Consider the following 11727-nt stretch of genomic DNA (forward strand, 5'->3'; position numbering starts at 1 on the left):
AAGTGCAATACCTTGGTCGAGTTCGGTGCCATTGTGAGATTTAAAAGGCAGGTACTCGGCATAGCGCGGTTTTAGTACTTTGCCTGTTACTTCAAGCGCGACTTGAGCGGCTTGTGGGCCTGAAACGCGGATAATACCGACGCCACCACGTCCTGGCGCAGTCGCTTGAGCAACAATCGTATCTGTAGTCATAGTTGTGCCTGCTAGCATGTGAAGGCCAAAGGGGCGTTCACGATTAATCAATTAGCTGAATTGTAATCAGCTCAAAACAAAAAGGCGACCTTTTGGTCGCCTTTCTTTTATCTCTTTCTGTTATCGAACTTACTTAGAGTGTAAGCCTTTCTTTTCCAGCGCGCGGTAGATAAGCGTTTGCTGAATTAGAGTTACGATGTTCGATACTAGCCAGTAAAGAACCAGACCTGAAGGGAAGAACAGGAAGAAGAACGTGAACATAACCGGCATAAAGGTCATGATCTTCTGCTGCATTGGATCCGTTACAGTTGTCGGGCTCATCTTCTGGATTAGGAACATTGAAGCACCCATCAGAAGTGGCAAGATGTAGTATGGGTCTTGTGCTGAAAGGTCAGTAATCCAACCGAAGAACGGTGAGTGACGCAGTTCAACAGACTCCATTAGTGCCCAGTATAGTGAAATGAAGATAGGCATTTGAAGAAGGATAGGTAAACAGCCACCTAGTGGGTTTACTTTCTCTTTCTTGTAAAGCTCCATCATTTCTTGACTCATGCGTTGACGGTCGTCGCCAATACGCTCACGCATTGCAGTCAGCTTAGGCTGAAGCATGCGCATTTTCGCCATAGACGTGTACTGAGCTTTCGTTAGTGGGTACATAGCACCACGAACGATGAAAGTTAGACAGATGATTGCCAGACCCCAGTTCACAACGATGCCTTGAATAAATGAAAGCAGAGTATGAAGTGGTTTAGCAATGAACCATAACCAACCGTAGTCAACTACTAGGTCTAGGTTTGGTGCAACAGCAGCCATTTGGTCTTGAAGTTTAGGACCAACCCAAAGCGTTGCTTTGAAGCTTGCTTCGTCGCCAGTAGCGATGGTTTTGTTCGGCATGCGAACACCGATGTCGCCAAGGTTACCAATTACACGAGTGTAAAGGTTGCTGCCTGCTTCGTCGCGTGGAATCCAAGCACTTGCAAAGTAGTGTTGAATCATCGCTGCCCAACCTTGACCGTTTGCTAGGTTAAGAGAAAGGTTGCGATCTTGCATGTCGTCGAAGCTGTATTTTTTGTAACGCGTATCTTCCGTAGAGTAAGCACCACCACGGTAAGTTGGCATTGTTAGGCTACCACCGTCATCCATAACGTTTTGACGTAGGTGAGCGTACATGCCGAATGTTGCGTTATTGCCAGAGTTGTTGACTACATCGTATTCAACGTCAATCGCGTAGCTGCCGCGCTTAAGGACGAATGTTTTTGTGTAATCCAGGCCGTTCGCTTGGTAAGTCATTGGGATGCGTAGTTCATCTTGACCTTCAGCCAACGTGAAGCTGTCTGCTGAAACCGTGTAGCTAGGGCGGTTAGTGCTGCTTAAATCGATACCTTGAGGACCCACTAGACCGCTTTGAGCGATAAATTGGTGACCAGGCTCGTTTTTAAGAAGAACAAAAGTATCTTCAGAATCGAACTCAGCAGAGTAATCGTTTAGGTTTGCTGTAACGACATCACCACCAACCGTATCAATTGACAGAGTCAGAACATCAGTTGTTACTGTGATAGTTTTAGCAGAAGCAACTTGACCAGGAGCTGGGTCTAGATCATCTGCATAAGATGGCGCTGGTAGGGTGCTGCCAGATTGTGCCTGCTCAACCGCTTGTGGAGCTGGGTTCTGAGCTACGTTCCATTGTTGGAACAGTAGGAAAGAAACCAAAGCCAATGCGATTAACAGGATATTACGTTGAGAATCCATCGTTATTTATCTCTGTCTTGTTTTTGGACTGGTGGAACGGGGTCAAAGCCCCCTTCGTTCAAAGGATGGCATTTTAATAGACGTTTGCCTGATAACCAACACCCTTTTACAAAACCGTGAGCTTTCAACGCTTCTATCGCATATAAAGAGCAGGTTGGAGTAAATCGGCAGCGTGGGCCGATGAGTGGACTAATAAACCATCTATAAAAATAGATGGGTATTAGCGCTATCCACGCGAAGGGCGAGACAGGCGAAGCCATAATTTGTCGAGTAGCTTGAACATTTCTTCATTGCTTAAATCTTGCGCGCTCTTCTTAGCGATTACAACATAATCTTTGTTAGGAAGTTTGTGTTGAGTGTTACGAAAGCTTTCACGAGTAAGACGCTTGAATCGATTACGACCCACGGCGGTTTTAATCTGCTTTTTCGGAACGGCTAATCCAAGGCGAGGATTTGAAAGAGAGTTATTTCGGGCAATGATGGTGAAATGAGGGGAGCCTGCTCGATGAGCTTGCTTGAAGACATTCTGATAATGTTCGGGAGTTAACAAGCGTAACTCCCGACCGAAGGCTAGCTTATTCAAAATAATCAAAGATTACTTAGAAAGACGCTTACGGCCTTTTGCACGACGTGCATTGATTGTTGCGCGACCGTTCTTAGTAGCCATGCGAGCACGGAAACCGTGTGTACGCTTACGCTTTAGAACTGTAGGTTGAAAAGTGCGTTTCATTGTAATTACCTTACTGATCAGTAGTTTTAGGTTTTTGTTAAACCCGGCGTGGGCATTTTTTCTCTTCTTTATATAAGAAAGGAAAACCGACGCCTCTCAACAAAGAGGCGGAATTGTAATCACTGTCACAAAAAGTGTCAATGATTGGGTTAACTAAAATTCCGGTCGGGGGATTATACGTAGAATAACTAAAATCACAAGGATCCTTATTCGATCCCGACCTTATTTAAGAATTTCTTTAATTTAGGATCCTGTGGATTACCAAAAATATCCTGTGGAGATCCCTGTTCGACAATGTGGCCATCAGCCATGAAGATCACTCGGTCTGCGACCTCTCTAGCGAACTGCATTTCGTGAGTAACCACCAGCATGGTTTGATGCTGATTTGCTAGTTTTTTCATTAGGTTAAGCACTTCGCCAACCCATTCAGGATCAAGCGCTGAAGTCGGCTCATCAAACAGTAAAAGCTCTGGTTGTAGAGCCATTGCACGGCCAATACCAACCCGTTGCTGCTGGCCACCAGAGAGCGCGGCTGGGTAGCTATCAGCTTTCTCTCCTAAGCCAATGTCGTCGAGTATTTGTTGTGCTTTTTCATGGGCTTGCTTCTTTTTCCAACCACGAACGGTAATCAAACCTTCAGCTATATTCTGTCTCGCGGTTTGGTGAGCAAATAGTGCATAGTTTTGGAATACAAAACCAGTCTTACGACGCAGTGCAAGCACCTCTGCTTTGGTGTGTTTCTGAGCATCAACCTTAATATCATCAATCGAAATAATACCTTGATCGGCTTGCTCTAGAAAATTCACACAACGCAGCAGGGTAGACTTACCCGTACCACTTGAACCTATGATGACAATTATCTCACCTTGTTTGATTTCTAGGTCGATCCCTTTCAAAACTTCGGTGTCACCAAACTGCTTGTGGATATTTTGTAATTTGATCATCGTACATACGCCTTATTCAGTTTCACTTCGGCCCAAATTTGAATACGAGTGAGGATAACCACTACGCCCCAGTAAATCAGCGCGACTGCTAAGAAAGCCTCGAAGAAGCGGAAACTTGAAGAAGCTTCCATCTGAGCTTTAGCCATGATTTCGGCTACACCTAAGGTGAATGCAAGTGAAGTCGACTTGATCATGTCGATGAAATAGTTCATTAAAGAAGGCAGTGCTACGCGGGTTGCTTGCGGCAAGATCACTCGGCGCATCGCTTGACTGGTTGTCATACCGACTGAGAGGCTGGCTTCCATCTGGCTACGATCAATACCGATAATCGCGGCACGAATACTTTCTGCCATATACGCGGCAAAGTGCAGGGTTAAGCCAATTACAGCGGCGCTGAAAGCATCCAACCCAACCATCCACGGGAATACTTGTGGTAAGCCGTAATAAAGGAGGAAAAGCTGTACCAACAGTGGTGTGCCTCGAAAGAAGCTAATGTACAGCTGGCTCAGTTGGTCGAGTACTGGGATTTTGAATACACGAATATTCGCCAGTATCAGAGACAGGATCAGAGCAAAGAACAAGCCCCAAGTCGCCATCTCCATCGTGGTGCCTAAATACTTCAGTAGTATTGGCAACAGCTCTAGCATGTAATTAAAGTCAAATCCCATAATCTATCTCGTATTAGTATTGGAAGTGTTGTTCTATTTGGAAATACTGTTCTATCAGGCTTTTAATCAGTGCACAAAAGCAAAAAGCCCACCGCCGTGTAAAGCAGTGGGCCTCGAATGGAGATAGTGAGTGATTACTTCTGAGTAATGTCCGCACCAAACCATTTCTGAGAGATACTTTCTAGCGTACCATCTGCGCGCATTGCTGCTAATGCTTCGTTTACTTCTGCTTGCAGTTTTTTACCGTTGTCGTTGTCCACGAAAGGCCAAGCGTTTTCAATGGTTTCGAATGGCTGACCCGCTAGCTGTAATGGTAGACCCGTCTTCTTGATAAGCTCTAGTGCTGATAGGCGATCCATTACGAATGCATCGGCACGACCAAGAGCGACATCATGCTCAATACCTGTATCGTAGGTCTTCACATTGATCTTGCCATCTTTATCGTAGCTGCGAAGCAGTTGTTCAAAGTTTGAACCTAGGTTTACCGCAACCGTCTTGCCATCAAGGTCTTCGATACCCTTAATGCTGTCATTACCTTTACGAACGGTAATTTGTGCACCGTCTACTACGTATGGGTCTGCGAATAGGTATTTCGCTTTACGTGCATCCGTCATTGTAATTTGGTTTGAAATGGTATCGATACGACCCGTTTCAAGAAGACCAAAAAGACCAGAGAAGTTTGCCGTTACGTATTCAACCTTGTAATCGTTACGCTTACCGATCTCATCCCATAAATCCACTTCAAAACCTTGTAGTTGGTCTTGTTTAACGAACGTAAACGGGAAGTAGCGACCAGACATGCCGACTTTAACTTCAGTCGCGGCTTGAACAGTAGCAGCAGAGAGTGCGATAGCCGCAATTGCAGCCTTAATCCAGTTATTCATTTGGTAACTCCTTATATTTATAGGGTTGGATGTTACTGGGAAAATGCTCAATAGAATAAATAACCAGATGTTATTAACCATAACCAGATCGCATTCTCGATTTGGGGATAACTAGCAAGGATCCGGGCATAAGTGGATCATTGTGTGAGTAAATTAGGGGCAAGATGTGTGGATCCACCGATTATTTACAAAATTATTGTGAATAACTTGGATCTTATTCACTGGATCTGTGATCAATTGCTGGTGATCTGACTTATCAACAGGTAAAATTAACGGTCATTTCATATAACTTAAATAGAGTGGGGCACCGTGTCATCTTCGCTTTGGTTGCAATGCTTGCAACAGCTTCAAGAAGAGTTACCAGCTACAGAATTCAGTATGTGGGTACGTCCGTTACAAGCGGAGCTCAATGGTAATACTCTAACTCTATTTGCACCAAACCGATTTGTACTCGATTGGGTGCGCGATAAGTACCTAAATAGCATTAACCGTTTGCTACAAGAATATTGTGGTAATGATATCCCGCATCTTCATTTTGAAATTGGGAACAAACGAGTTACTGCTCCAAAATCTGAGACTATCGCCCCAGCTCGTACCCGTACAGCCGCTGATGTGGCCGCTGAATCGTCAGCACCTGCGCAGTTACAAGCTCGTAAGCCTGTTCATAATATCTGGCGTGATGAAGAGCCTGTAGCGGTTGATCTTAACCACCGTTCAAACGTAAACCCAAAACATAAGTTCAATAACTTTGTTGAGGGTAAATCAAACCAATTGGGTTTGGCGGCGGCACGTCAGGTTTCTGATAATCCAGGAACAGCTTATAACCCGTTGTTTTTATACGGTGGCACCGGTTTAGGTAAGACACACTTGTTGCATGCGGTGGGTAATGCCATTGTTGATAATAAGCCGAATGCGAAAGTGGTTTACATGCATTCTGAGCGTTTTGTTCAGGATATGGTGAAGGCGTTACAAAATAACGCGATTGAAGAATTTAAGCGCTACTACCGTAGTGTTGATGCTTTGCTTATCGATGATATCCAATTTTTCGCGAATAAAGAGCGCTCTCAAGAAGAGTTCTTCCATACCTTTAATGCGCTGCTTGAAGGCAACCAACAGATCATCCTAACCTCTGACCGTTATCCAAAAGAGATCAACGGGGTAGAGGATCGTCTTAAATCTCGCTTCGGCTGGGGTTTGACGGTAGCGATTGAGCCTCCTGAGCTTGAGACTCGTGTTGCGATCTTAATGAAGAAAGCCGAAGACCACCAAATTCACCTTGCGGATGAAGTGGCATTCTTTATTGCTAAGCGTTTACGCTCTAACGTTCGTGAGCTTGAAGGCGCATTGAACCGTGTTATTGCGAATGCAAACTTCACTGGCCGTCCGATCACGATCGATTTCGTGCGTGAAGCACTGCGTGACTTGCTTGCCCTGCAAGAAAAACTCGTCACCATTGATAACATTCAAAAGACAGTCGCTGAATACTACAAAATCAAAGTTGCTGATCTATTATCTAAACGTCGTTCTCGTTCTGTTGCTCGTCCACGCCAACTGGCGATGGCACTGGCTAAAGAGTTAACTAACCACAGCTTGCCTGAGATTGGCGATGCATTCGGTGGCCGTGACCACACGACCGTACTGCATGCTTGTCGTAAGATTGCTCAGTTGCGTGAAGAGAGCCACGACATTAAAGAAGATTATTCGAACTTGATTCGTACCCTTTCTTCTTAATACACAGTATTCTTAACCTTAATAAGCAGAATCTTGGCCACGTACTATTACGCAGTGCCATTTAGACCGTAAGAGCAAGATATGAAATTTACCATTGAACGTAGTCACCTGATTAAGCCATTACAACAAGTATCTGGCGCACTCGGTGGCAGGCCAACGCTTCCAATTCTAGGAAATCTACTGATTAAAGTAGAAGATAACGTGTTGTCGATGACAGCAACGGATCTAGAAGTTGAACTGATCAGCCGTGTAACGCTTGAAGGTGATTTCGAAGCGGGCAGCATTACTGTACCTTCACGTAAATTCCTAGATATCTGTCGTGGCTTGCCAGACAGCTCAGTGATCACTGTGGTATTGGATGGCGACCGTATTCAGGTTCGTTCTGGTCGTAGCCGCTTCTCATTAGCAACATTACCTGCGGCAGATTTTCCAAACATTGAAGACTGGAGCAGTGAAGTTGAAGTGTCAGTGACACAAGCTGAGCTACGTGGTCTTATCGAGAAAACCCAATTCTCAATGGCGAACCAAGATGTTCGTTACTACCTCAACGGTATGTTGTTTGAGATTGAAGGTTCAATCCTACGAAGTGTCGCGACTGATGGTCACCGTATGGCGGTATCTCAAGCACAACTGGGTGCCGATTTTGCTCAGAAGCAGATCATTGTTCCTCGTAAGGGTGTGCAAGAGCTAGTGAAGCTACTGGATGCACCAGAGCAACCGGTAACGCTGCAGATTGGTAACTCTAATGTGCGTGCTGAAGTGAACAACTATGTCTTCACTTCTAAGCTGGTTGATGGTCGTTTCCCTGATTATCGCCGCGTAATGCCGCAAAATACTACCAAGACACTTGAAGCTGGTTGTGATGAATTACGTTCAGCATTTTCTCGTGCTGCGATTCTGTCGAATGAAAAATTCCGTGGTGTTCGCGTTAATCTTGTAGATAGCGAGATGCGTATTACCGCGAACAACCCAGAGCAAGAAGAAGCGGAAGAAGTGCTAGACGTAACCTTTGATGGTGATGCACTAGAGATTGGTTTCAACGTAAGCTACGTGTTGGATGTTCTGAACACACTACGTTGTGAGCAAGTTCGCATCTCAATGTCAGACGCCAATGCGAGTGCTCTTATCGAGAACGCACAAGACGACAGCGCGATGTACGTTGTTATGCCTATTCGCTTATAAGCGTTGTTTGTGATGTTTACTGATCAACAACGTTTACCTATCGAGTCGTGATTGAAGATTAATATGAAGACGTTATGCCTTTATCGCGCTTAATCGTTAAGCAGTTTAGAAATATAGAAGCCTGTGACATTCAACCGTCATCAGGCTTTAACTTTCTTATAGGGGCTAACGGGAGCGGAAAAACCAGTGTCCTTGAAGCGGTATATCTGCTTGGACATGGTCGCTCATTTAAGAGTTCACTCACCGGCCGTATCATACAAAACGAGTGCAGTGAGCTGTTTGTACATGGCCGTTTTATGACCTCGGATCAATTTGAGCTGCCAATTGGCATTAATAAGCAGCGCGATGGCACAACAGAGGTTAAAATAAGCGGTCAAACTGGGCAAAAATTGGCTCAGTTAGCTCAGGTTTTACCTTTGCAGTTGATTCACCCGGAAGGGTTTGATTTACTAACCGATGGACCTAAGCATCGCCGCGCATTTATTGATTGGGGAGTCTTCCACAGTGAGTCCGGCTTTTATGATGCATGGGGCAGGGTAAAGCGCCTCAATAAGCAGCGAAACGCCTTATTGAAAACGGCAACACACTATCGAGAACTGAGCTATTGGGACCAAGAATTGGCCCGTTTAGCGGAAAGTATCAGCCAGTGGCGTGCCACTTACGTTGAACAGCTTAAAGAAGTCGCCGAAGAAATCTGTGCGACCTTCCTTCCTGAGTTTGAGATAAAGATTAACTATTATCGTGGTTGGGACAAAGACACTCCATACGCCGAGATTTTAGAAAAGAATTTTGAAAGGGATCAGCAGCTTGGTTACACCTTTAGTGGGCCAAACAAAGCGGATCTGAAGATAAAAGTGAACGGCACTCCAGTGGAAGATGTCTTGTCACGAGGTCAATTGAAGTTGATGGTGTGCGCGCTGCGAGTAGCACAAGGGCAACACCTCACTCAAATGACAGGTAAGCAGTGCATCTATTTGATAGATGACTTCGCTTCCGAATTAGATAGCCAACGCCGAGCACGTCTTGCTGAGTGTTTAAAGGCGACCCAGGCTCAAGTTTTTGTAAGCTCTATTACCGCTGATCAGATTGCAGATATGCATGACGAAAATAGCAGGATGTTTCATGTGGAACATGGCAAAATAGAGCAAGGATAATTAGTCAGAGAGTAACTATGTCAGATAATTACGATTCATCGAGTATTAAAGTACTGAAGGGTCTGGATGCGGTACGTAAGCGTCCTGGAATGTACATTGGCGACACGGATGATGGTACCGGTCTGCACCACATGGTTTTTGAGGTGGTAGATAACTCTATTGATGAAGCGCTAGCTGGTCACTGTAATGACATCATTGTAACTATTCATGAAGATAGCTCAGTGTCTGTAAGCGATGACGGCCGTGGTATTCCAACAGAATTGCACCCAGAAGAAAAAGTATCAGCAGCAGAAGTAATCATGACGGTTCTTCACGCTGGTGGTAAGTTCGATGATAACTCGTACAAGGTATCTGGTGGTCTACACGGTGTTGGTGTTTCAGTAGTTAACGCACTTTCTAAGCAAGTTACTCTTACTATCCACCGCGGTGGCAAAATCCACACTCAAACCTACAGCCACGGTGAGCCTCAAGCGCCACTAGCGGTTATCGGTGACACGGATAAAACCGGTACAGAGATTCGTTTCTGGCCGAGTGAAGAAACCTTCACTAACATCGAGTTCCATTACGACATTTTAGCTAAGCGTCTACGTGAGCTATCATTCTTGAACTCAGGTGTATCAATTAAGCTAATTGATAAGCGTGAAGAAGACAAAATGGATCACTTCGAATACGAAGGCGGTATCCAAGCGTTTGTTGAACACCTTAATACCAACAAAACACCAATCATCCAAAAGATTTTCCACTTTGATTCAGAGCGTGATGACGGCATTACCGTTGAAGTTGCAATGCAGTGGAACGATGGTTACCAAGAAAATATCTACTGTTTCACCAACAACATCCCTCAACGCGATGGTGGTGCTCACTTAGCGGGTTTCCGTGCTGCGCTAACACGTACTTTGAACAGCTTCATGGACAAAGAAGGCTTCTCGAAGAAAGCGAAGACTTCAACATCAGGTGATGATGCTCGTGAAGGTTTGACGGCGATTGTTTCGGTGAAAGTGCCAGATCCTAAGTTCTCAAGCCAAACTAAAGACAAGCTGGTTTCTTCAGAAGTGAAGTCTGCCGTTGAGTCTACGATGGGTGAGAAGCTATCTGAGTTCCTAATTGAGAACCCAGGTGAAGCGAAAATCGTTTGTTCTAAAATTATCGATGCAGCGCGTGCTCGTGATGCAGCGCGTAAAGCTCGTGAGATGACTCGTCGTAAAGGCGCATTAGATTTAGCGGGCCTTCCAGGTAAACTAGCTGACTGTCAGGAAAAAGATCCTGCACAGTCTGAACTATATATTGTGGAAGGAGACTCTGCTGGCGGATCAGCCAAGCAGGGGCGTAACCGTAAGAACCAAGCAATCCTACCGCTTAAAGGTAAAATCCTTAACGTAGAGAAAGCGCGTTTCGATAAAATGCTGTCTTCTCAAGAAGTCGCAACGCTAATCACAGCCCTTGGTTGTGGTATTGGCCGTGATGAATACAACCCAGATAAACTGCGTTACCACAACATCATCATCATGACCGATGCCGATGTCGATGGTTCTCACATCCGTACACTGCTACTGACGTTCTTCTACCGTCAAATGCCTGAGCTGATTGAACGTGGTTACATCTACATTGCTCAACCGCCACTTTACAAAGTGAAGAAGGGTAAGCAAGAGCAGTACATCAAAGATGAAGATGCGATGAACCAGTATCAAGTATCTTTGGCTTTAGACAATGCAGAACTGCACGTAAATCCTGAAGCACCTGCGTTTGCCGGTGAAGGCTTAGAGAAGCTTGTTCAGCAATACAATGCAGGCATCAAGCTCGTTGATCGTATGAGCCGCCGCTACCCACGCGCATTGGTTCACGAACTGATTTACGTTCCTCGCCTAACCGCTGAGCAGTGTCATGATGATGCGGTGGTTGAAGCTTGGGGTAAGCAGCTAGTAGAGCAGCTAAACGGTAAAGAAGCGGGTGCAAGCCAATACAGCCTTGAAGTTGAAAAGCACGAAGAGCTAGGTTTAAGCGTTCCTAAGATTGTGGTTCGTACTCATGGTGTAACTCATGAGCACGTGCTGAGCATTGATCTGATTAACTCGAAAGAGTTTGGCAAGCTAGCGGATCTTTCTGAAGCACTTGATGGCCTGATTGAAGAAGGTGCTTACATTAAGCGTGGCGAGCGTACTCAAGAAGTGTCTAGTTTCGTTGAAGCTCTGAACTGGTTAGTGAAAGAGTCTCGTCGTGGCCTAAGCCTACAACGATACAAAGGTCTAGGTGAGATGAACCCTGATCAACTTTGGGAAACGACAATGGATCCTGAAACTCGTCGTATGATGCAAGTAACGATTGAAGATGCTGTTGGTGCTGATCTGTTGTTTACAACATTGATGGGCGACCAAGTAGAACCGCGTCGTAACTTCATCGAAGAAAACGCACTTAAAGTAGCAAATCTAGACGTTTAGTATCTTTGATACTTCGCTCTTTCGCTTAATTTCTGTGTCAGAGGTGCTCACATACATT

At 45.1% G+C, this 11727-nt stretch carries 11 protein-coding genes and 1 pseudogene; 4 read left to right on the forward strand and 8 right to left on the reverse strand.

Annotated features, from left to right (window positions below):
- The 8 genes and pseudogenes from trmE to AB4496_RS06005 all read right to left on the reverse strand — a co-directional run.
- Positions 1-192 (reverse strand): annotated as a pseudogene (gene trmE / locus AB4496_RS05970) (tRNA uridine-5-carboxymethylaminomethyl(34) synthesis GTPase MnmE); the annotation flags it as partial.
- Between the two features lie 129 nt (positions 193-321).
- Positions 322-1941, reverse strand: coding sequence for a membrane protein insertase YidC (gene yidC, locus AB4496_RS05975; RefSeq protein ID WP_009848131.1), 1620 nt, complete (start codon positions 1939-1941; stop codon positions 322-324).
- Positions 1942-1943: 2 nt separating this feature from the next.
- Positions 1944-2201: a membrane protein insertion efficiency factor YidD gene (yidD, locus tag AB4496_RS05980; RefSeq protein WP_004735802.1), complete on the reverse strand. Its 258-nt coding sequence runs from the start codon at positions 2199-2201 to the stop codon at positions 1944-1946.
- The gene (gene rnpA / locus AB4496_RS05985) at positions 2168-2491 is read right to left on the reverse strand and encodes a ribonuclease P protein component (RefSeq protein ID WP_029223763.1); all 324 of its coding nucleotides are present in this window, start codon (positions 2489-2491) and stop codon (positions 2168-2170) included. The genes yidD and rnpA overlap by 34 nt, the downstream gene beginning before the upstream one ends.
- Before the next feature lie 45 nt (positions 2492-2536).
- Positions 2537-2671, reverse strand: a complete 135-nt coding sequence (gene rpmH, locus AB4496_RS05990) for a 50S ribosomal protein L34 (RefSeq protein WP_004735800.1) — start codon at positions 2669-2671, stop codon at positions 2537-2539.
- Between the two features lie 206 nt (positions 2672-2877).
- Positions 2878-3615 (reverse strand): amino acid ABC transporter ATP-binding protein, encoded by a 738-nt coding sequence (locus AB4496_RS05995; RefSeq protein WP_009848133.1) that lies wholly within the window; start codon positions 3613-3615, stop codon positions 2878-2880.
- The gene (locus tag AB4496_RS06000) at positions 3612-4283 is read right to left on the reverse strand and encodes an amino acid ABC transporter permease (protein ID WP_009848134.1); all 672 of its coding nucleotides are present in this window, start codon (positions 4281-4283) and stop codon (positions 3612-3614) included. Before AB4496_RS06000 ends, AB4496_RS05995 begins: the two co-directional genes overlap by 4 nt.
- Before the next feature lie 134 nt (positions 4284-4417).
- Complete coding sequence (locus AB4496_RS06005) at positions 4418-5167, reverse strand: amino acid ABC transporter substrate-binding protein (protein ID WP_009848135.1); 750 nt, start codon at positions 5165-5167, stop codon at positions 4418-4420.
- Positions 5168-5476: 309 nt separating this feature from the next.
- On the opposite strand from AB4496_RS06005, the gene dnaA reads away from it, so the two are divergent.
- From dnaA to gyrB, 4 genes are all read left to right on the forward strand, one after another.
- Positions 5477-6898, forward strand: coding sequence for a chromosomal replication initiator protein DnaA (gene dnaA, locus AB4496_RS06010; protein WP_009848136.1), 1422 nt, complete (start codon positions 5477-5479; stop codon positions 6896-6898).
- Between the two features lie 81 nt (positions 6899-6979).
- The gene (dnaN, locus tag AB4496_RS06015; RefSeq protein ID WP_009848137.1) at positions 6980-8080 is read left to right on the forward strand and encodes a DNA polymerase III subunit beta; all 1101 of its coding nucleotides are present in this window, start codon (positions 6980-6982) and stop codon (positions 8078-8080) included.
- Between the two features lie 74 nt (positions 8081-8154).
- Entirely contained in the window at positions 8155-9234 is a 1080-nt protein-coding gene (gene recF / locus AB4496_RS06020) for a DNA replication/repair protein RecF (protein ID WP_017103129.1), read from the forward strand.
- Positions 9235-9251: 17 nt separating this feature from the next.
- The gene (gene gyrB / locus AB4496_RS06025) at positions 9252-11669 is read left to right on the forward strand and encodes a DNA topoisomerase (ATP-hydrolyzing) subunit B (RefSeq protein WP_009848139.1); all 2418 of its coding nucleotides are present in this window, start codon (positions 9252-9254) and stop codon (positions 11667-11669) included.
- Positions 11670-11727 lie beyond the last annotated feature (58 nt).

Source organism: Vibrio sp. 10N.222.46.A1 (assembly GCF_041473595.1).
In the GTDB taxonomy this organism is placed as follows: Bacteria; Pseudomonadota; Gammaproteobacteria; order Enterobacterales; family Vibrionaceae; genus Vibrio; species Vibrio tasmaniensis_A.

Excerpts from the sequence above, each read along its gene's own strand:
- gyrB (WP_009848139.1), top strand. The coding sequence starts at position 9,252 with ATGTCAGATAATTACGATTCATCGAGTATTAAAGTACTGAAGGGTCTG.
- AB4496_RS05995 (WP_009848133.1), bottom strand. The coding sequence starts at position 3,615 with ATGATCAAATTACAAAATATCCACAAGCAGTTTGGTGACACCGAAGTT.
- rpmH (WP_004735800.1), bottom strand. The coding sequence starts at position 2,671 with ATGAAACGCACTTTTCAACCTACAGTTCTAAAGCGTAAGCGTACACAC.
- yidC (WP_009848131.1), bottom strand. The coding sequence starts at position 1,941 with ATGGATTCTCAACGTAATATCCTGTTAATCGCATTGGCTTTGGTTTCT.
- AB4496_RS06000 (WP_009848134.1), bottom strand. The coding sequence starts at position 4,283 with ATGGGATTTGACTTTAATTACATGCTAGAGCTGTTGCCAATACTACTG.
- AB4496_RS06005 (WP_009848135.1), bottom strand. The coding sequence starts at position 5,167 with ATGAATAACTGGATTAAGGCTGCAATTGCGGCTATCGCACTCTCTGCT.
- recF (WP_017103129.1), top strand. The coding sequence starts at position 8,155 with ATGCCTTTATCGCGCTTAATCGTTAAGCAGTTTAGAAATATAGAAGCC.
- yidD (WP_004735802.1), bottom strand. The coding sequence starts at position 2,201 with ATGGCTTCGCCTGTCTCGCCCTTCGCGTGGATAGCGCTAATACCCATC.
- dnaN (WP_009848137.1), top strand. The coding sequence starts at position 6,980 with ATGAAATTTACCATTGAACGTAGTCACCTGATTAAGCCATTACAACAA.